Origin of the sequence: Gordonia rhizosphera NBRC 16068 (assembly GCF_000298195.1) — a bacterium.
In the GTDB taxonomy this organism is placed as follows: Bacteria; Actinomycetota; Actinomycetes; order Mycobacteriales; family Mycobacteriaceae; genus Gordonia; species Gordonia rhizosphera.
Window position 1 is genome coordinate 1 of the sequence record NZ_BAHC01000211.1, and the last position, 19,609, is coordinate 19,609.

General features: G+C 68.3%; 17 protein-coding genes and 1 tRNA gene. 7 read left to right on the top strand and 11 right to left on the bottom strand.

Translation table 11 applies throughout. The features are described 5' to 3' along the window. Positions 1-125 precede the first annotated feature (125 nt). Positions 126-308 (top strand): hypothetical protein, encoded by a 183-nt coding sequence (locus GORHZ_RS25375; protein ID WP_040533468.1) that lies wholly within the window; start codon positions 126-128, stop codon positions 306-308. A 109-nt stretch (positions 309-417) separates the two neighbouring features. Here the strand turns inward: GORHZ_RS25375 and GORHZ_RS25380 are convergent. Both GORHZ_RS25380 and GORHZ_RS25385 read right to left on the bottom strand, forming a co-directional pair. Then, positions 418-490 (bottom strand) — tRNA-Ala (locus tag GORHZ_RS25380). An 81-nt stretch (positions 491-571) separates the two neighbouring features. Beyond that, positions 572-1,318 (bottom strand): DsbA family protein, encoded by a 747-nt coding sequence (locus GORHZ_RS25385; protein ID WP_006338189.1) that lies wholly within the window; start codon positions 1,316-1,318, stop codon positions 572-574. 101 nt (positions 1,319-1,419) lie between these two features. On the opposite strand from GORHZ_RS25385, the gene GORHZ_RS25390 reads away from it, so the two are divergent. The 4 genes from GORHZ_RS25390 to GORHZ_RS25405 are packed head-to-tail and all read left to right on the top strand — an operon-like array spanning position 1,420 to position 5,316. After that, on the top strand, positions 1,420-2,328 hold the full coding sequence (locus tag GORHZ_RS25390; protein ID WP_006338190.1) for a hypothetical protein: 909 nt from the start codon (positions 1,420-1,422) through the stop codon (positions 2,326-2,328). Positions 2,329-2,372: 44 nt separating this feature from the next. Further along, on the top strand, positions 2,373-3,335 hold the full coding sequence (locus GORHZ_RS25395; protein ID WP_006338191.1) for a hypothetical protein: 963 nt from the start codon (positions 2,373-2,375) through the stop codon (positions 3,333-3,335). A gap of 2 nt (positions 3,336-3,337) precedes the next feature. Next, positions 3,338-4,687, top strand: coding sequence for an adenylosuccinate synthetase (locus GORHZ_RS25400; RefSeq protein WP_051999076.1), 1,350 nt, complete (start codon positions 3,338-3,340; stop codon positions 4,685-4,687). Next, complete coding sequence (locus tag GORHZ_RS25405) at positions 4,669-5,316, top strand: NUDIX hydrolase (RefSeq protein WP_006338193.1); 648 nt, start codon at positions 4,669-4,671, stop codon at positions 5,314-5,316. Before GORHZ_RS25400 ends, GORHZ_RS25405 begins: the two co-directional genes overlap by 19 nt. On the opposite strand, the gene pgm is transcribed toward GORHZ_RS25405, so the two are convergent. After that, on the bottom strand, positions 5,317-6,960 hold the full coding sequence (gene pgm, locus GORHZ_RS25410) for a phosphoglucomutase (alpha-D-glucose-1,6-bisphosphate-dependent) (protein ID WP_006338194.1): 1,644 nt from the start codon (positions 6,958-6,960) through the stop codon (positions 5,317-5,319). A 161-nt stretch (positions 6,961-7,121) separates the two neighbouring features. Here pgm and GORHZ_RS25415 point away from each other — a divergent pair, with 161 nt between their 5' ends. Continuing rightward, positions 7,122-7,790 (top strand): alpha/beta hydrolase, encoded by a 669-nt coding sequence (locus tag GORHZ_RS25415; protein WP_006338195.1) that lies wholly within the window; start codon positions 7,122-7,124, stop codon positions 7,788-7,790. On the opposite strand, the gene GORHZ_RS25420 is transcribed toward GORHZ_RS25415, so the two are convergent. The 8 genes from GORHZ_RS25420 to GORHZ_RS25455 form a co-directional block, all read right to left on the bottom strand. Next, positions 7,721-9,526, bottom strand: a complete 1,806-nt coding sequence (locus GORHZ_RS25420; protein ID WP_040533472.1) for a long-chain-acyl-CoA synthetase — start codon at positions 9,524-9,526, stop codon at positions 7,721-7,723. The two genes, GORHZ_RS25415 and GORHZ_RS25420, sit on opposite strands and share 70 nt — an antisense overlap. Positions 9,527-9,682: 156 nt before the next feature. Then, positions 9,683-10,504 carry a sugar phosphate isomerase/epimerase family protein gene (locus tag GORHZ_RS25425; RefSeq protein ID WP_040533474.1) on the bottom strand — a complete coding sequence of 274 codons (822 nt, stop codon included), beginning with the start codon at positions 10,502-10,504 and terminating at the stop codon, positions 9,683-9,685. After that, a complete protein-coding gene (locus GORHZ_RS25430) occupies positions 10,501-12,225 on the bottom strand; it encodes an FAD-dependent oxidoreductase (protein ID WP_006338198.1) in 1,725 nt (574 codons plus the stop codon). The genes GORHZ_RS25425 and GORHZ_RS25430 overlap by 4 nt, the downstream gene beginning before the upstream one ends. After that, the gene (locus tag GORHZ_RS25435) at positions 12,222-13,307 is read right to left on the bottom strand and encodes a Gfo/Idh/MocA family protein (protein WP_006338199.1); all 1,086 of its coding nucleotides are present in this window, start codon (positions 13,305-13,307) and stop codon (positions 12,222-12,224) included. Before GORHZ_RS25435 ends, GORHZ_RS25430 begins: the two co-directional genes overlap by 4 nt. Before the next feature lie 47 nt (positions 13,308-13,354). Beyond that, positions 13,355-15,307: an FAD-dependent oxidoreductase gene (locus GORHZ_RS25440; protein ID WP_006338200.1), complete on the bottom strand. Its 1,953-nt coding sequence runs from the start codon at positions 15,305-15,307 to the stop codon at positions 13,355-13,357. A gap of 11 nt (positions 15,308-15,318) precedes the next feature. Continuing rightward, a complete protein-coding gene (locus GORHZ_RS25445) occupies positions 15,319-16,185 on the bottom strand; it encodes a shikimate dehydrogenase (protein WP_006338201.1) in 867 nt (288 codons plus the stop codon). A 12-nt stretch (positions 16,186-16,197) separates the two neighbouring features. Next, positions 16,198-17,562, bottom strand: coding sequence for an MFS transporter (locus GORHZ_RS25450; RefSeq protein ID WP_006338202.1), 1,365 nt, complete (start codon positions 17,560-17,562; stop codon positions 16,198-16,200). Between the two features lie 168 nt (positions 17,563-17,730). Continuing rightward, complete coding sequence (locus tag GORHZ_RS25455; protein WP_006338203.1) at positions 17,731-18,624, bottom strand: LysR family transcriptional regulator; 894 nt, start codon at positions 18,622-18,624, stop codon at positions 17,731-17,733. Between the two features lie 149 nt (positions 18,625-18,773). Between GORHZ_RS25455 and GORHZ_RS25460 the strand changes: the two genes are divergently transcribed. Then, positions 18,774-19,460 (top strand): SDR family NAD(P)-dependent oxidoreductase, encoded by a 687-nt coding sequence (locus tag GORHZ_RS25460; RefSeq protein WP_006338204.1) that lies wholly within the window; start codon positions 18,774-18,776, stop codon positions 19,458-19,460. Positions 19,461-19,609 lie beyond the last annotated feature (149 nt).

A 19,609-nucleotide genomic window follows, 5' to 3' on the forward strand; every position in this document is an offset into this window, starting at 1 on the left:
GCCTGGTGCGGGCGACATCACCCTGTACGAACCGAAGTACGATCCGCCCGCCCTGAGCTGACCGGCGGTGACCGCTCACATCTCACCTCAACCCGGCAGTGGTGTCGACCAGCCTTGTCGCGTTAATGACTCGGCCGATCCGGCTGACCAGGACCGTCGATGCTCACGCGGTTCCGCGGGCGGCCCACGCGGTGGCCCTGAAGGGTGAAGGCGCTGGCACCGAGGCGTCGGCGCGCAACCGGTTCGAATTCCCGTCGCGCATCGTCGTCGTGTCCCCGGACGTACTCGCGGCGGGTCCGACGCCGTAGGTGTACGGCTCCCAGCGGTAGCAGAGAATTAGGACACTTCGCCCGGCGGCGAGATCGCCCAGGACAGAGGGACCCCCTCCGACGCAGGTCGGAGGGGGTCCCTCGTCGGTGGAGCTAAGGGGACTCGAACCCCTGACCCCCACACTGCCAGTGTGGTGCGCTACCAGCTGCGCCATAGCCCCGTCTTCTGTTGTTCACCCTGTTTCAAGGGCAAAGGGAAACCTACACCACCGCGGGAGTCGAACCAAATCCGCTGGTCGGGATCAGTCCGTGGTGGCCAACAACTGGTCGAGCCACGCCGTGCCGTCCATGATCCCGTCGACCGGCTCACCACCCGACAGCACCGTCGGCGTGGCCGCCTGGCCACCCGTCGCCTTCGACAGCTGGGTCTGTGACTGCTTCGCGGCCGCGTCGGCCTGTTCGATTCGGGCCCCGTCCGCGATGCACTTCTGGGTGGTTGCCGACGCGCCCTGCTCGCCGGCGATCCGGGCGAGATCGGCGTTGCTGTGGTCCGACGACCCGCCCTCTTCGGGCTGATCCTCGAAGAGCGCCGCGTGGAACCTCAGGAAGACATCCTTGTTCTCCGCCTCGCCGACACACTGGGCCGCGCCCGCGGCCCGCGACGAGTAGTTCCCGGAGGAGGACTGCCGGTTCAGGAAGGTCAGCAGGTGGTAGCGCACTCGCAGGCTGTCGTTGCCGATCGCGGTGGCGATCGCCGGCGCGGACTGCTGTTCGAAGGTACGGCAGTACGGGCACAGGAAGTCCTCGAACACGTCGATGGTGAGTGGCGCCGACGGTGTCCCGATGATGAGCGCCGCGTTCTCGCTCAACACCGCTTCGTCGGCGCGTTCCGGGTCCCGGCTGCTGTTCCACAGGATGCCACCGAGGACCAGCGCCAGGATGACGACGACACCCACGCCGACGAGGACGTAGGTCGACGTGCTCGACGATGCGTGGGGTTGATAGCCGGGACTGGCCTTCGGGGTCGCTGACTTACGCCGGTCACTCACGGATACGACTCTAATGTCGGGGCGTCGTCGGCCGCACCGCCCCACCGGTCGACGACAGGTCGGGCTTGGGGGGTTTAAATTACTCAGTTAGAGTAATTTACATGGACCGCGAATCGGCACTCGCCGCACTGGCACTCATCGAGGGCGCACACGACCCGTCCGATCTCTTCGGGGACCGCACCGACGACACCGCGGGTCTGCACACCGCGCGGGTCCGACACCGCCGCCTCGTGGCCGCCGTCCACCCGGACCGCGCAGCCGCGCTCGGCGTGGACCCCGCGCGGGCCGAGCAGGCCACGGCCACCCTCAACGCCCTCTACGACGCCTGGATGCAGGTACCGCATCTGGTCGGCCCCACCGCGACACATGTGCTGCGGGCCAGGCTGTGGACCACCGACGCGACGTCGTGCTACCGCACAGACGATCCCCTGGTCCGGGTGGAGATCACCCGTCGTGGGGGTGCCACCGCCCGGGTCGCGGTACTGGCCGAAGCCCGGACCCGACTCGCCCGCCACGGGCTGGGTGCCTTCGTCCCGGAGATCGTCGACGAGGCCGTGACGTCCGGACACCGCTGGCTGGCCTACCGACTTCCCGACGGCCTGCACTCGCTTCGTGAGGTCCGCACCGCCTACCCGGCCGGGTTGGACGGCCGCGACTGGGCGTGGATGGCCCGCCGCATCATGATGACGCTCGACGCGGCAAAGTGCGTGCACAGCGGTCTCACGCTCGACACCGTGCTCATCCACCCGCGTCGGCACGGCGTGGTGCTCACCGGATGGGTCACACCACCGAGGTCGGAGCACCAGGCGGCCACCGACGACGGCGCCGCGATCGCGACCCTGTTCGACGAGATGCTCGCGGCCGACGAATCCCGGCAACGGCGGTTCGCATGTGGTGCAGCACAACTCGACCCGCGCCGCGCACTCGCCGAGTACGACCTGCTGTTGCGGCATCTCTACGGCCCGCGCAGGTTTCGGCCGTTCACGCTGCCGGCCATCTCAGCCGGCTGACCCGCCGGCACAGCGTTTCCACCCACCGAAGAAGGAGGCCCTCCATGGGCAGAGGATATTGGGACACCAGCACCTACCAGGCGGCGGCGGCCGCTCGCCGCGCAGCCGGGATCGACGACTTCGGCCACTCGGCCGCGATGCGGCGGCTGCCGCGCAATCAGCGCCGTGCCGCCGACGCGCTCGACGTCTACGGCGTCACCGTCCGAGAGGCTCGCGACGGCGCCGATCACCCGGCGTCGACACCCATCGCCGTGTTCTTCGACGTGACCGGGTCGATGGGCCGGGTACCGGTCACCGTGCAACGGCGTTTGGGCGATCTGTTGGGGCTGCTGACCCGCGGAGGGTACGTCGACGACCCGCAGATCATGGTGGGCGCGGTCGGCGACGATCAGTTCGACGCGGTGCCGATCCAGATCGGGCAGTTCGAATCGGACAACCGCATCGACGACCAACTGCGTGACATCTATCTCGAAGGTGGCGGTGGTGGCGACAAGCGCGAGGGATACGCGCTGGCTGCCTACTTCCTGGCGACCCGGGCGCAGACCGACGCGTGGGACAAGCGCGGCAAGAAGGGCTATGTGTTCTTCATCGGCGACGAGATGAACAAGCCCGTCCTGTCCGGCCAGTCCCTCACCCGATTCCTCGGCGAGGACGACCGCGGCGACCTCGACATCGCCGAGGTCTACCGACTGCTGGCCCGCCGGTGGCACGTGTTCTATGTCCTGCCGAACCTGACCAGCTACTACGACGATCCGGAGATCGAGGACCACTGGCGCGCGCTCGTCGGTGAGCGCTTCGTCAAGCTGGAAGACCCCGACGGGGTGGCCGATCTGATCGCGTTGACGATCGGCGTCACCGAGGACACCGTCACGGTCGCCGAGGGAATCACCGACCTGCGGGCAGCGGGATCGACATCGCACGTCGCCGTCGGCAAGGCGTTGGCCCGCTTCGATTCCGGTGCCGGTGACCTGGTGTCGGGCTCGGGCCGGCTGCCGGCGGATCTGTGACCATGAGGACAACGCGCATCGGCTCCGGCGCACCGATGATCGTCGTCGGCCTCGGCTACGGCGACGAGGCAAAAGGGGCGACGGTGGACTTCCTCGCCTCTCGGATCCCGGACACGGTCGCCGTCGTCCGGTGGTCCGGGGGCGCGCAGGCGGCGCACAACGTGTGCCACGGCGGTCGGCACCACACCTTCCGCCAGTTCGGGTCGGCGTCGTTTCTCGACGTGCGCACCGTCCTGCGCGCCCCGATGATGGTCAACCCACTGCACCTGGCGATCGAGGCCGACCAACTCTCCGCGGCGGGGGTGGCCGACCCGTTCGGTCTGATCACCGCGGACGCCGCGTGCCTGGTCACCACACCGATCCACGCGGCGTTGAATCGAGCACGAGAGCTACTGCGCGGCAACGCTCGTCACGGCTCGACCGGTGAGGGTATCGGTGAGACACGGGCCTACGCGCTGGCCGTCGCCGCGCAGGCACGGGCCGGCACCCGGGTCGGCAACTTCTGCGTGCACACCGACGTCGGGGACATACCCGCGCCGAGGTTGGCCGACCTCACCGACCGGGCGGCGATGATCCGGTCGCTCGACGCGTTGGCCCGCTACGCCGCTCCGCTGCTCGACGCCGCCGCACATCCCGACACCGCCCATCCCGGGGTGACCGAGCTGGCCGACACGCTCGCCGAGATCGGCGATGCACTGCGGATCGTCGACGACGTCGACGCCCACCTGGTCGAGACGATGGCCAGCGGCACCGTGCTGTACGAGGGCAGCCAGGGCGTCCTGCTCGACGAGTGGAATGGCTTCCACCCGCACACCACCTGGTCGACCGTGGTGCCGCGCCATCTCGCGGCATGGCTGCGTGCGGTCGGGCACGACCCATTCACCCTGGGACTCACCCGCTGCTACGCGACCCGGCACGGCATCGGTCCGATGCCCACCGAGGATGACCTTCTGGAACTGCCCGACGTCCACAACCGCGAGGGGCGCTACCAGGGGGCCTGGCGGACAGGGCATCTTGATCTGGCGGCCCTGCGATACGCCGCCGCGGTCAGTGGCGGACTCGACGGCGTGGCGGTGTCGCACCTGGATGCCCTCGGCACCGCGGGACTCTGGGTCGCCCACTCCTGGGATCGCGACGACGCGCCCCTGCGCCCGGTCGTCGAGGGGGATATCGATGCGCTGAGCGTGCTGACCACCCGGGCCGCGGTGGCCCGGCCCGACTATTCCCCGCTACCGGAAACACCCGACGCGGTGGCAACCTTGGTCGAGCAGGCGACCGGCGCCCCGGTCGTGATCACCGCCGACGGCCCGCACCGGGCAGACAGGACCTTCACGTGCCCGACGATCTGCTGAGCGTGGTCAGTGTCGACGTCGTCGCGCTGCACTACGACGCCGGACGGCGGCAGGTGTTCCTCGGCACCCACGACCGCACGACCGAGCCCTTCCTCGGGCAACGGGCGTTGCCGGGCGTGGTGGTGCACAGTGGTGAACGGCTCCGCGACGCAGCGCAACGGGCCCTGGGCAAGCTCGGCATCACCGCAACGCCCCCGGCGCTCGGGCAGGTCCGCACCTTCGACGAACCCAGCCGTGACCCGCGTGGGCCGTCGCTGGCGATCGCGATGTGGGCCGCGTTTCCCGACGCACCCGCGCTGCACACCCCCGAGGCGCTGTGGGAACCCGTCGACGCCGTCGGGCCCCTGGCCTTCGACCATTCGGTCATCGTCGCCGAGGCGCGCGACGTCCTGAGCGACCGACTCTGGCGCGACGTCGAGTTCACTCGGGCACTGACCGGCCCGGAGTTCACCGCCACCGACGCGGTGGCCATCACCCGGCAGCTGAGTGGGCATCCGCCGCACCGCGCCAATCTCAACCGCGACCTCGCGCGCATCTCCGGTCTCACGCAGACCGGAGATGCCCCGACGTCGGGCGCGCGGCCACCAAAGCTATGGCGGTGGGAGGACCCGACCGACCAGCCGGCGTGATCAGGAACCGAGCGCGGCGTCGACGACCTGCTGGGCCTCGACCTGCACCTGCTTGAGATGGTCGGGGCCGTTGAACGATTCGGCGTAGATCTTGTACACGTCCTCGGTGCCCGACGGCCGCGCGGCGAACCACGCGTTGTCGGTGGTGACCTTCAGCCCGCCGATGGCGGCACCGTTGCCGGGTGCCTCGGTCATCACCGCGCTGATCTTCTCCCCGGCCAGTTCGGTGGCGGTGATCTGATCCGGGGACAGCTTGGCCAGCACCGCCTTCTGCGCACGTGACGCGGGCGCGTCGATCCGCGCATACGAGCTCTCGCCGTACCGCTCGGCGAGTTCGCGGTAACGCTGCGACGGCGTCTTGCCGGTCTTGGCGAGGATCTCCGAGGCGAGGAGGCACAGGATGATGCCGTCCTTGTCCGTCGACCACGGCGAACCGTCGAACGTCAGGAACGATGCGCCCGCGCTCTCCTCGCCGCCGAAGGCGATGGTGCCGTTGAGGAGTCCGTCGACGAACCATTTGAAGCCGACCGGGACCTCCACCAGCTTGCGGCCGATGCCGGCGACGACGCGGTCGATGAGCGACGAACTCACCAGGGTCTTGCCGACCGCGGCGTCAGCACCCCACCCGGGGCGGTGGGTGAAGAGATAGTCAATCACCACCGCGAGGTAGTGGTTCGGGTTCATCAGGCCACCGTCGGGGGTGACGATCCCATGGCGGTCGGCGTCGGCGTCGTTACCGGTGGCGATGTCGTAGCTGTCGCGGGCGGCGATCAGCGAGGCCATGGCGTTGGGTGATGAGCAGTCCATCCGGATCTTGCCGTCGGTGTCGAGCGTCATGAACCGGAACGTCGGGTCGACGGTCGGGTTGACCACGGTCAGGTGCGGGAGGCTGTACCGGAATCCGATCTCGGCCCAGTACCCCACCGATGCGCCGCCGAGCGGGTCGGCGCCGATGCTGATCTCGGAGTCACGGATCGCGGCCATGTCGATGACCTCGTGGAGGTGGTCGACGTAGGTGGCGGTGAAGGGGTACTCGTGTACGAGGTCGCTGTAGCGGGCCCGCTCGAACGGGACACGCTTGACCCCGTCGAGTTTGTTCGCCAACAGTTCGTTGGCGCGGCGCGCGACCACCGAGGTGATGGTGGTGTCGGCCGGACCGCCGTTGGGCGGGTTGTACTTGAATCCCCCATCGCGTGGCGGATTGTGCGATGGGGTCACGACGATGCCATCGGCCTGCACGCCGGGGTTGTCGCGGTTGAACCGCAGGATGGCGAAGCTGACGGCCGGGGTGGGGGTGAACTTCTCGTTCTCGGCGATGTTCACCGTGACCTCGTTGGCCACGAGGACCTCGAGCGCACTGCGCCACGCCGGGATCGACAGCGCATGTGTGTCGAAACCGATGAACAGCGGGCCGGTGATGCCCGCGGAGGCACGGTATTCGACGATGGCCTGGGTGGTGGCGAGGATGTGCGCCTCGTTGAACGCCGCGTCGAGGCTGGACCCGCGGTGCCCTGAGGTGCCGAACAGCACCTGCTGCAGCGGATTGTCGGGGTCGGGTTCCTTCTCGTAGTAGGCCCGTTCCACAGCGGCAACATCGATCAGATCCTCGGGAAGCGCGGGCGTTCCGGCGCGTGCGTGTGCCATGCGCGCAATTCTGCCACTGCGACACCGATCCGAGGCGGGGACAAGTGTTCTTCCCCCGGTCCCGTGTTCGTCCGTCGACTGCAGAGGGGGGATCTTCGCAGTGGTGGCGGAAGAACACTATGGTGGCGACCATCGGACCGAGTTCACGGAGGAGGTTGCCCGTGCGAATCGCATCGCAGCCCGACGGGCCGCCCGAGGTCCTCGTCCTCGTGCTGCCCGGCGGTACGGACCGCAGCTACCGCCCGTTCCGGCCCTGGCAGGGCTCGGCGCTACGGATGTATCCGTTCACGTGGTCGATCCGGTTGCGGTTCGGCCGCTCGGTCGTGGTTCGACAGGCCCGCTACCGCGTCTACGGCTGGAACGGCGGCCAGGCGAGCCCGATGCCGTATGCGAGGGCCCAGCTCGACGAACTCGGCCGGGCCCACCCGGGCGTGCCGATCGTGGTCATCGGACATTCGATGGGTGGACGTGCCGGCGCCCGGCTGGCCGCCGACCCCCGCGTCGTCGGTCTACTCGCCCTGGCGCCGTGGTGGCAGTACGCCGACTGGCGTCACATCCACGACGGTGTATGTGTCGTCGCCATCCACGGCACCGCCGACGAGCGGACCTACCCGCACCGGACCGAGAAGGGCATCGGTGAACTCGTCGCCCGCGGTGTCGACGCCGCGTTCATCCCCGTTCACGACGGTGACCATGCGATGCTCGACCACATCGGGTTGTGGCAGCGCGCCGCACTGCAGTTCGTCGGCCGATTCGTCGGCTACGACGTAACCTTGGCGCCCGCCGAGGCGACCACGTCGTCGAGGTATTCCGGGCGGAACTCCGCGTAGGTCCCCGGCTTGCCCCGCAGCACGTACAGCGGATCGTCGCCGGTGTCGGTGTAGCCCTGATTGCGCAGACCCACCCGGACGCTCTTGAACGTCGAGGTGTGCTCGAGCTGATCGACGACCCGGATGAACAACGGCACGGCGTACTTGGGCAATGTGTCCCGCACGTGCGCCGCGATGGCGTCGGGATCGAACTCGGCGCCGTCGGCCAACACGACCGCGGCCATCCCGGCCTTGCCGTCCGCGCCGGGCACCGCGACCCCGAACACCACCGACTGGGCGATGGAGGGGTTGGCGTCGAGAGCCGCCTCGACCTCGGTGGTCGCCACGTTCTCGCCCTTCCAGCGGAAGGTGTCACCGATGCGGTCGACGAAGGCGATGTGCCCGAACCCCTGATCGCGCACCACGTCGCCGGAGTTGAACCACCGGTCGCCCGGCTTGAGCGCGTCGGTGACGATCTTCTTCTCCGATGCCTTCGGATCGGTGTAGCCGTCGAAGTGGGCGCGCTTGTTGATCTGGCCGAGCAGCAGGCCCGTGCCGTGTTTGGGCACCGGGATGACACGGCCGTCCGCGCCGCGCTTCGGTTCGCCGGTGTCCTCGTCGTACTCGACGAGGATGTACTTCAGCGGGGTGAAGCCCGCCGACTTGGGGATGCTGAGGAGGTTGACGAAACCGACGTTGCCCTCGCTGGCCGCATAGAGTTCCGAGACGCGCTTGATCCCGAACCGGTCGGTGAACTCGTCCCAGATCTCCGGACGCAGTCTGTTGCCGACCATCACCTTGACCGAGTGTGCCTTGTCGGTCTGCTTCTCCGGCTGGGCCAGCAGGTAGCGGCACAGCTCGCCGATGTAGCAGAACGCGGTGGCATCGTTCTCGATGATCTCGTCCCAGAATCCCGAGGCGGAGAACTGCTCCCCGATCGCCACGCAGGCACCGGCCCGCATTGCCGACGCCACGGCGATGGTCAGCGCGTTGTTGTGGTAGAAGGGCAATGCCGCGTACATGGTGTCGTCGGAACGGAGCCGAACTCCCATCCCGCCGATGCCGTGCATCGCCACGTGCCAGCGGTGATGGCTCATCTTGCTGGCCTTGGGATATCCGGTGGTACCGGAGGTGAAGATGTAGTACGCGGTGTCACCGGCCTCGACGTCGTCGGTTGCGGCGGGGTTGTCCGGGCTGAGGTCGGCCCGCGATTTCTCGAGCTCATCGAAGTCGATCACCGTCGCCGGCCGGGCAGCCACCGGAACCGAATCGAGGGCCTCCTCCTGCCCGGGCTGCAGCAGCAGGATCTTCGCGTCGATCAGGCCTAGGCTGTGTTCGAGCACCGAACCGCGCTGGTTGTAGTTGATCATCCCGGCGATGGCACCGAGTTTGACCGCGGCCAGCATGCAGATCAGGACGTCGGGATGGTTCTTGGACAGGACCGCGACGACATCGCCGCGCCCGATGCCCCGAGCGGCAAGGTAGGCGGCGGTCCGGTTGACCTCGGCGTTGCACTCGCGGTAGGTCATGGACTCGCCGTGGAACCGTAGGAACGGCCGGTCCGGGTACTTGGCGACCGCGTCCTGGAAGGTCTTGCCGATCGACTCCTTGCGGGTCAGGGGCCGCGGGATCATCTTCGGCACCACCCCGGCCAGGATGCGCCAGTCCTTCCCCAGCCCACGCAGTCCGCGCAGCAGATCCGCGCCCGACACGTTCTTCGTATGCCCCGACGTCGCAGAATCGACAGTTGTCGACATCTCATTCCTCCCCAAGTGTGACCACAGGCCGACCGCAAGGGTATCCGAAAACCGTCGTGGTCAGAATTGGGGGACTACGCGTACCTCCCGGGCAGTCGGATCGGAGCGGCATCGGCGGCCGGCGCCGGCACGCCGACAGCGACCGGGACGTCGTGATCAAAGGGTGACCGGCGCGCCGAGAACCGCCCGGGCTGTGGCGACGAGATGATCGAGCCACGGGCCGGTGCCGACAGCACGACGACGCGGTTCGTTCGGCAGTTCGACACTGATCGGCAGTCCGGGCGGAAGCACCGCCACGATGTCGCGCAGGTCGATGCCGCCCTCCCCCGCCGGGAGCCGTTCCTCGCGAGCCTGCCGGATCATCTCGGACGGATCGGTGGGTCGCGGTATGCGGCCGTCACACAGCTGGGCGTAATGCAGCCACTCCATCGGGATCGCGGCGAGATCGTCGAGGGTCGTCGCCGAGCGGTCGACGTGCAGGGCGTCGACGAGGACGCTGCGCGCCGGGCCGTCGGCCTGCGACACGATTTCCACCGCGGCGCGGGCGTCGGGCACAGCGGTCCAGGGCATGAACTCGAGGCTGGCGACGAGCCCGTGATCGGCGCAGGCACCGGCGAGGTGGGCGTAGGACTCGGTCAGGCGGGCGCGGTCGGTGTCGTCGCCGCCGACGAGCACGGCCCGGGCGCCGAGTTCGGCGCCGGCCGCGAGCACCGATTCGTACGCGGCAACATCGAAATCGGCACCGAGGCGGATGATCTCGATGTCGAACAGGTCCACCGACGAGTCGTCGAGACGCCGGCGGAGGTCGGTGAGCGCGGCCCGATCGCGGTGCAGCGGGTACGCGGTCGTGCCCGGCGCGGCGGGCAGTAGCCGGATGCCGATGGTGTCGAAACCGTGGCGTTCGGCAAGGCCGACCTGCTCGATCGGCGGGGTGTCCAGGACGGTCAGGGCCGCGAGACCCAATGATGTGCTGCTCACAGCTGCTTCGCCTCTTCTCCGAGTCGCCGGCCGGTCAGGTAGCCGAAGGTCATCGCCGGCCCCAGGTTGATGCCGCCGGACGGGTAGTGGCCGCCCATCACGCTGGCCTGGTCGACGCCGACCGCCGACAGCCCGCCGATCGGCCGGTCCTGTTCGTCGAGGACCCGGGAGTGTGCGTCGGTGACCAGGCCGGCGAAGGTGCCGAAGCTGCCCGGCACCACCTTGACCGCGTAGAACGGTCCCCGTTCCAGCGGAGCCAGCGACGGGTTGGGCCACGGATTGTCCGGATCGCCGGACCCCCGGGTGAACGGTGTTGTGCCCCGACCGTATTCGTTGTCGACGCCGACCCGGGCGCCCTCGTTGAAGGCGGCCACGGTCTTCTCCAGGCCGTCGGGATCGACCCCGATCCGCTCGGCCAGTTCATGCAGCGTCCGTCCCCGCGTCAGATAACCGGACCTCAGGTAGGGCCAGGTGGGGATCGGGAACGGCTTGGCCATGCCAAGCGGCAGGTGGCGAAGGTATCGCGCGTCGGCGATCAGCCACGAGCACACGTCGTGACCGTCGGGGACCTTGTCGACCATGGCGAGGGTGTAGTCGTGGTAGCCGAGGGCCTCGTTGACGAAGCGGCGACCGTCGGCGAGAACGCCGATGACACCGGGCTTTCCGCGGTCCAGGATGTGCGGGAACACCCCGGTCTTGCCGTTGCGGTAGCGCACAAGCGACACCGGACAGTACGCGACCGGCGAGGCGAGGGTCCGGTCGAGTCGCCCGCCGACGGACTCGCCGAGCGTGATGCCGTCCCCTGTCGTGCTCGGCGGGGTGAGGGTCCAGTGTTCGTTCTCGCCCGGGTGCCTCGGGAAGAGTTCCCGACGACGGTCCAGATCGTGGGTGAAGCCTCCGGTGGCGAGCACCACGCCGGCGCGGGCGCGAACGGTGTACGCGTTGTTCGGCCCCTGCAACCGCACACCGCTCACCCGGCCGTCGTCGTCGGTGATGAGAGCTGTTGCCGCCGTGGATGTCTCGATCTTCACGCCTTCGTCGAGCGCCGACCGCAAGAGACGGCCGACCAGTGCCGTGCCGTTCACCAGCTGCTGACCGCGGCGCTTGGTGACGAGGTCGACCATGTGTTTGGTGACCCGGACGGTGCAGTGGGAGAAGGCTCGTGCGGAGCGTGTGCTGTGCAGGAAGGCCTGCAGATCCGGGCCGGCCATGATGCCCATGCCGAGAAAGGACGTCTCGTAGAGTTGGCGCCGCAGTAGCCGCGCGACGTCGGGACCGAGCGTGCGCAGGCTGACCGGTTTCGGTGCCACCGAGCGATGTCCGGTTCCGGCGCCCGGGGTGTCGCCGTGGATGTCGGCGATGGCCGCACCCGGCACGAACTGCAGCGACGTGGTGTTTTCGAAGAACTCGACCATCTGCGGCGCGCCGTCCAGCAAAGCGTCGACCTTGGCGGCGTCGAAGTTCGCGCCCAGCCGATGCCGCAGATAGCGCCGGGGCTCATCGCGGTCCTCGCGGACACCGTCGGCGTGGGCGAACATGGTGCGCGGCGTCCACATCCAACCGCCGGACCAGGCGGTGGCGCCGCCACAGACCTCGGCCTTCTCGACGACGAGGACCGAGGCGCCCTCGCGGGCGGCGCTGACCGCGGTCGACAGTCCGCCGGCACCCGAACCGATCACGACGACGTCGTAGGCGAAGGTTTCGGTCGATGAGGGATTCACAGCACAGCTCCTTGGAGGGTCACGGATGAGGCGTCGATGGCGATGGTGTCGCCGGTGCGCGACGATTCGTAGATCGCCGCGACGATGGCGAGCGAGGTGCGGGCGTCGCGGCCGGTGACCGCGGGTTCCCGGCCGGTGCGGATCGCGTCGGCGAAATCCTGGACCTGACGGGTGTGGAAGTCGACGAGACCCGCGTTGATGTCGGCGATGTCGGGTCGGGCAGGTGCTTCCGGCGTGAACGGTGTGCCGAGCGTGAGCTCACCGGGCGCGGTCCACAGTTCGTTGACTCCCTCGGCGCCCTCAGGGAATTCGAGGACACTGGCGACCGCTCCGGTCTCCCCGATGACGGTGACTCGGTTGCCGAGATTGTGGTTGGCGCCGGTGGTGGCGGTGATCGTCGCGGTGGCTCCGGATTCGAAGGCCACCAGCGCCGACGCGGAATCCTCGGTCTCGATGTGGTCACCGTGAAAGTTGGTGCGGATGAATCCGGTGACCGACACCGGAGTACCCATGAACCACTGCAGCAGATCGATCTGGTGGATCGCCTGCGTCATCAGCACGCCACCGCCGTCGGTGCGCCAGCTCCCCCGCCACGCGTCGGCGGCGTAGTAGTCGGTCGGCCGGTGCAGGATGACCGCCGCCTCACCGAGGACCGGCCGGCCCACGCTCCCGTCGTCGATCGCCGTCCGAATGCGTTGCGCGGCGGGCCAGAATCGGCGCTGGAACATCACCCCGAAGGTGACGCCGGCGCGCTCGGTCGCGGCGATCATCCGATCCGCTGCCGTCGGATCGACCGCGATCGGCTTCTCGCACAGGACGTGGATACCGTGGGCGGCGGCCTCCAGCACGACCGCCTCGTGCGTGGGATGCGGTGTGCACACCGTGCAGGCATCGAGGCCGAGGGCGAACATCTCGGCGGTCGAGGTGGCGGCGTGTTCGATGCCGTGGGTGTCGGCGAATGCCCGGGCCCGGTCCGGGTCGGTGTCGCAGCATGCGACGACCGTCACGTCGTCGAGCGCCTGCAGTGCCGCGACGTGATTGCGGGCGATCTTGCCGCAGCCGACGATACCGATGCGCAGCATGGGGTTCCCCTCCTCTGGATATGCGCTGATGGAATGTGGTGGAGTGCTCACGCGCCGACCGCGACGGAGGCCGCGGCGGCGTCGGTGATGGTGCGGGCGACGAGGGTCGCGGTGACCGTGGCGGCCTGCAATGAACCGCCGTCACCCCCGGCGTCGCCGACGGTGTGCACGCCGAGGCGCGGCGCCACCGAGCGCAGCGCGGTGAGCAGTTCGGTCTGCGGTTCGATGCCGTGCGAGATCACCAATTCGCCCGGGGCGTCGACCCAGCGGGTGCCGTCGGCATCACGGATCTCCACCCGGTCGGTGTCGACCCGGGTGATGATCGCCGACAGATAAGCGGTCAGTCCCGGACTGGCCGCCAGGCGAGGCAACATGACGATCTTCGCGCGTCGTCCGACGTCCTGGGCGATCTGCTCCTGCGGCGCGATCATCACGACCCGGGTTCCCTTGAGCAGCAGATCGTCTGCGACGGCCGCGGCCTCGCGGTCGGCGCCGAAAATGGTGATCGCCTCCGGGGCGTCATCCTCCGACGCGAGGAGATCGCGGATGTCGCAGACCCGGCGGGTCTGCGCGCCGGGCAGGTCGACCGAGGGACCGCGCCCGCCGGTGGCGAGCACGACCGCGTCGTGTCCGCGTCCGCGCAGCGTGTCGGCGCCGACCTCGATCCCGAGGTGGGTCCGCACGCTCAGGTCGTCGAGTTCCGCCCGATACCAGTCCAGGATGCGATGGTATTCGGGATATTCGTGGAGTCCGGCGGCGAGGGCGAAGTCGCCGCCGAGGTAGCTGCGTCGTTCGTAGAGGTCTACCGAATGCCCGGCTGCGGCGAGTTCTCGCGCCGTGGCCATCCCGGCGGGGCCGCCACCGATCACGGCGACCCGGATCTCCTCGTCCGACGAGGACTCGTCCTGTTCGGCCTCGCGTCCCACCCACGGGTTGACCGAGCACGGGACCGGACCGGCCGCCAGGCTGTCGATGCAGTAGTTGCAGGCGATGCAGGGCCGGTAGCGTCGCCCGGCCAGCGCCCGGGACGGGAAGTCGGGGTCGGCATGCAGTGTTCGGGCCAGGCTGACGAAATCGGCCCGGCCGGAACCGATGATCTCGTCGGCGATCTCGGGTGTGCTGATCCGCCCCGCCACGCCGACCGGGATGGCGAAGTCGCGGGCGTACTGCTCGGCGTAAGGCGCGAGCAACCCGCGATCCCATTCGCCGGGCTGGATGATCCATTGTCCGGCTTCGTAGTTGCCGGCGGAGACGTCGAGGAAGTCGAGGCGGTCGGTGTCGATGGCGTCGATCCGTGCCCGGGTGGTCGCCGCGTCGAGGCCGCCCTCGATGCCTTCGAAGGCCGAGAATCGCAGGCCCAGAGCGATTCCGGGCGTCCGGGTCGCTACGGCGTCGATGACGGCGTTGACGAACCGGGTCGGGTCGGCCCACCGGTCGGTGCGCTTGTTGTACGCGGGCGAGAGGAATTGGTGGATGAGGTAGCCGTGCCCGCCGTGCAGGGAGATGACGTCGACGCCGGCCTCCACACACCGTGCCGCGGCGTCGCCGAAGCACTCGATGATGTGCTCGATGTCGTCGTCGTCGAGTTGCGTGGGCATCTGCCCGCCGACCACCGCGCACGGGATGGGCGTGGGGGCCACGGGGGTGAAACCGCTGACCACACCCTGCGCGGTGCGGCCGCCGTGGTTGAGTTCCACCCCGAGCAGCGCGCCATGCCGGTGGACTACCCCGGACAGCTCGGTGAGTTTCGGGATCTGCGCGTCGTCGTCGACACCCATCTGCCGGATTCGGCCCTTGCCGTCGGCGCGCACATAGCTCGCCTCGGTGAAGACGAGGGCGGCGCCGCCGGCGGCGCGTCGTTCCAGGTAGTCGATGTAACGGTCGGTCAGCACACCGTCGGCGTCGCAGTAGTTTCGTTCCATCGGCGCGGAGACGAAACGGTTGCGTAACACGACGTTTCCGATGGCAAGAGGCTCGGCGAAGGATCGCAGGGCCGTCATGGTCATTCCTCTCAGGCTGCAGGGAGTCGGTCGATCAGGTGGTCGAGGTGTCCCCGCATGCGGGCGACGTCGGCATGCCGGCAGGTGAACAGATCGAAAGACGCGGCCGCCTGGGCCACCAGCATCTGCCCGCCGTCGAGCACCCGGCATCCGGATCTGCGGGCCGTCCAAATCAATTCGGTCTCGATGGGTCGATAGATGATGTCGGCCACCCATTGCGACGGGCGCAGGCGCCCCGTCGGGATCGGCAGCCCCGGGTGACCGACCATGCCGATCGGTGTCGCGTTGACGATGCCGTCGGCGGCCTCGATCGTCGGCGCCACCTGGTCGAGTCCGATCGCCCGGATGTCCGCCGGGACCGCGGCCGAGACCCGGGACACCAGGTCGGCGGCACGGTCCACGAGGACGTCGGCGATCGTCAGGTGCGCGACGCCGGCGTGCGCCAGCGCGAAGGCGACGGCCGATCCGGCGCCGCCCGCCCCGACGAGGGTCACCCGGCCCTTTGCCGCTCCAGGGAGACCCAGAGCCAGCGCCGTGCCGAACCCGGTGTGATCGGTGTTGTGGCCGAACAGCTTTCCGTCGACGACGATGACCGTGTTGACCGCGCCGAGCGCCCGGGCCTCGTCGCTGAGTTCGTCGAGCACCGTCATCACCGACTGCTTGAACGGATGGGTGATGTTGAATCCGTCGAATCCGTCGGCGACCGCGGCCAGCATGGCCGCACCCGGATCGGCGTCCTCGGCGAGTTCGATCAGCTCGTAGCGGTAGCCGACGAGACCGTGCTCATCCGCCTCGCGCATGTGCAGCGCCGGCGACAGAGAGGTGCCGATGTTGGCGCCGATCAATCCGATCCGAAGGGGGTGACCTGTGGTACTCACGGTGGCTCCTGATCAGGCGGCGTGTTCGACGAGACCGACCGAGGGCACCGGACTGGCGGCTCGCTTGCCCCGCCGCTTGCCCAGATCCACGGTTCGGGTGCGGTAGGTCTCCGGGCCGGTCAGCACGGCGACTGCGGACAGCACCGCGAACCCGAGGCACATCCAGGCAACCGGAACCCAGTTCGAGGTGTTACCCGAGGTGAGCGATTGCGCGATCGCCGGGGTGAAGCCCGCCGCCAGGAGTCCGAGCATCAGGCTGACCGCCAGGCCCGTGTAGCGCACCTTCGCGGGGAACTGCTCGGGGAAGTAGGCCGGATAGATACCGTTGGGCATCGCGTAGAAGATACCGATCGTCAGGATGCCGGCGATGAACACCCACATGACGTTTCCGGTGCCGATGGCGTGGAAGAACACGAACACGAGCCCACCCGCACCCAGCACACCGAACACGAACACCGGCTTACGACCGATCCGATCGGCCAACATCCCGTAGAGCGGCTGGGTCAGCACCGCGACGAAGTTCGCGGCCGCGATCGCCCACAGCATCGTCGCCTTGTGCATCCCGGCCACGTCGACGGCGTAGGCGAGGGCGAAAACGTTGACGATGGTGTTGATCATCGCGAAGGTGGCACTGAAGCTCACGCGGATCACGGTGCGCCAATGCGACCGGAGCACCGCCACCAACGGCACACCCGCGGTCTCCTCGTGTTCCATGATCTCCTCGAAGACCGTCGGCTCCTCGAGGCGACGACGCAACCAGAGGCCGATGCCCATCACGACGATCGACAACAGGAACGGAACCCGCCATCCCCAGCTGTACAGCGCCGAATCCGGGAGCGCGGCTACGGGAACGAAGACACAGCTGGAGATCACGATGCCGAACATGATGCCGCTCATGGTGAATGAGGTGAAGAAGGCCCTGCGGCGTTCCGGAGCGTGTTCGAGGGTCAGGGCCGACGATCCCGGCGATTCGCCGCCGGCCGACAGCCCCTGCAACAGCCGCAGGATCACGAGGATGACCGGCGCGGCCGCACCGATCATCGCGTAGGTGGGAAGACATCCGACGAGAACGGTGGACAGACCCATGGTCATCAGGCAGGCGATGAGGGTGTTCTTGCGGCCGTAGCGGTCACCGATGTGGCCCCACAGCACCGCGCCGAGAGGGCGCGCGATGTAGGCCACGCCGAGCGTGGCGATCGAGAGCAGGGTCGCGGTGCTGCCGCCCGCGAAGAAGACCTTCGGGAAGACCAGGGCGGCCGCCGAACCGTAGATGAAGAAGTCGTAGTACTCGAGGGTGCTCCCGACGAAGCCGGAGATGGCGGCACGGCGCGCGTTCGCGCTCGAGCCCTCCTCGGCTTTCGTGACTGACGTGGACATGTGGTTCCTTTCGCTCACCGCCGGCGCGTGGTGGTATGACGGCGCCCAATGACGTGACTGATAGTGACCGGCATCACACCGTTTTCCGACAAGACCAAGCGTGACACGGCCGACTAAGAAAGGTCCAACACGTAATTGGTCTCAGATAAAGACCAGATTGATCTTTATCTATACCGGGGTCGGCAGTATCTCTTCAGCCACCTCGAGGGCCACCCCGAGCGCCGCGCTCGGCTCCCCGCGACCCCAGGCGATCGCGTGATTCATGAAGACCGGGTCCCCGCTCAGGTGCACGACCACCGTTCCGGGCGGGGTGAGTCCGGCGATGGTCTCCGGCATGAGCGCCACCCCGACACCCGCCGCGACCAGCATCAGGATCATGTACGGGTCGGTGATCTCCTGGACCACGCGGGGTCGGAAGCCCGCGTCGAGACAGGCCTGGAACGCCACCTCCTGCAGCGCCGACCCGGCGTCGGCGGGCGTCGAGATGAAGTCCTGGTCGGCCATCTCGGCGAGGTCAATGCGGGCCCGGCCGGCAAAGGGGTGATCCTCGGGCACCACGACCCCGTAGGGTTCCCGGCGGATGAGCCGGGCGTTGACGCGCGAGGTGTCCACGGGGAGCCCGACGAAGGACAGGTCCATCGCGCCGTTCTCGATTTGGGTGACCGCATCGCCGGTCATCGTGCGCCCGACGAGGGTGAGCTCGATATCGGGGAAGCGTTGCCGCAGCGCTCGGGTCAGCGGCGGCAGCGCCAGGTGGTTGAGCACCCCGGTGAATCCGATGCGGAGATGGCCGTACACACCGCCTTCGGATGCACGGATGGCGTGGCGTGCCGTGCTCACACCGTCGAGCACCCGATAGGCGTGCGGGAGGAGCGCGTGCCCGGCCGCAGTGAGCGCGACACTGCGGGTGTTGCGCTCGAACAGCGGCACCCCGACGTCCTTTTCGAGTTTCCGGATCGTCTGACTCAGCGGCGACTGGGCCATGTGCAGACGCTCGGCGGCGCGACCGAAGTGCAGTTCCTCGGCAACGGCGACGAAGGCCTGAAGCCAGCGGATCTCCACGGCGACTCCCGAATGCCGGCGGTCTCCCCTCGCCAATGCGCGGGTCGACCGAATACAGTCTCGAACGGACACAAAGTATCAGAGATTGCGATCCAAATGCACATAGTTACTGTTTGTTGCGCTCTGAATGCCCAGGGAGGAAGCCCACAATGACCTATCCCTCGCACGCCACCGCACTGATCACCGGTGGAGCCAGCGGCATCGGCGCCGCATGCGCAAAGACCCTCGCGTCCGCCGGGGTCATGGTTGTCACCGCCGACATCAACGGCGGGGACGAACACCTCGATGTATCTGACCCCCAGGCTGTCGAAGGACTCCGAGATCGCTTGGGCCGCATCGACATCCTCGTCAACTGCGCCGGCGTGGTCGGCCCGTCGTCGCCGCTGGCCGAGACCTCTCTCGACGACTGGCACCGCACGTTCCGCATCAACGTCGACGGCACCTTCCTCATGTGTCGGGCGTTCGTTCCGGCGATGATCCGCGCGGGCTGGGGCCGTGTCGTGAACATGGCGAGCATCGCCGCCAAGGATGGCAACCCGAACCAGAGCGCCTATTCGGCGTCGAAGGCAGCGGTGATCGCGATGACCAAGTCACTGGGCAAGGAGATCGCGACCACCGGCGTACTCGTGAATGCCGTCGCTCCTGCAGCAGTAACGACGCCGATGAACGCGACGACCGACTCGGCAGTCCTCGAACGCTCTCAACGGTTGACGCCGATGCAACGAATGGGCGAGCCCGAGGAGGTGGCCGAGCTCGTCGCGTGGTTGTGTTCGAACTCGGTGAGCTTCTCGACGGGAGCCGTCTACGACATCAGCGGCGGGCGGGCGAGCTACTGAGGGGCTCCCGTGCACACGCCGAGACGACGAAGCTCTCGGGGTTGCCTGCCGGGGCGGTCACGAGAATGATCAACTCCTTGGAGACGCACCGACGGGGAGCAGGCGATGCCCGAGATCACCACAGCCGGAGTTCATCTACATTACGACAG

Bases quoted from the DNA above. Each gene is read 5' to 3' on its own strand.
- GORHZ_RS25390 (WP_006338190.1), top strand. From the start codon at position 1,420: ATGGACCGCGAATCGGCACTCGCCGCACTGGCACTCATCGAGGGCGCA.
- GORHZ_RS25460 (WP_006338204.1), top strand. From the start codon at position 18,774: ATGACCTATCCCTCGCACGCCACCGCACTGATCACCGGTGGAGCCAGC.
- GORHZ_RS25420 (WP_040533472.1), bottom strand. From the start codon at position 9,526: ATGTCGACAACTGTCGATTCTGCGACGTCGGGGCATACGAAGAACGTG.
- GORHZ_RS25450 (WP_006338202.1), bottom strand. From the start codon at position 17,562: ATGTCCACGTCAGTCACGAAAGCCGAGGAGGGCTCGAGCGCGAACGCG.
- pgm (WP_006338194.1), bottom strand. From the start codon at position 6,960: ATGGCACACGCACGCGCCGGAACGCCCGCGCTTCCCGAGGATCTGATC.
- GORHZ_RS25400 (WP_051999076.1), top strand. From the start codon at position 3,338: ATGAGGACAACGCGCATCGGCTCCGGCGCACCGATGATCGTCGTCGGC.
- GORHZ_RS25375 (WP_040533468.1), top strand. From the start codon at position 126: ATGACTCGGCCGATCCGGCTGACCAGGACCGTCGATGCTCACGCGGTT.
- GORHZ_RS25395 (WP_006338191.1), top strand. From the start codon at position 2,373: ATGGGCAGAGGATATTGGGACACCAGCACCTACCAGGCGGCGGCGGCC.
- GORHZ_RS25435 (WP_006338199.1), bottom strand. From the start codon at position 13,307: ATGCTGCGCATCGGTATCGTCGGCTGCGGCAAGATCGCCCGCAATCAC.
- GORHZ_RS25440 (WP_006338200.1), bottom strand. From the start codon at position 15,307: ATGACGGCCCTGCGATCCTTCGCCGAGCCTCTTGCCATCGGAAACGTC.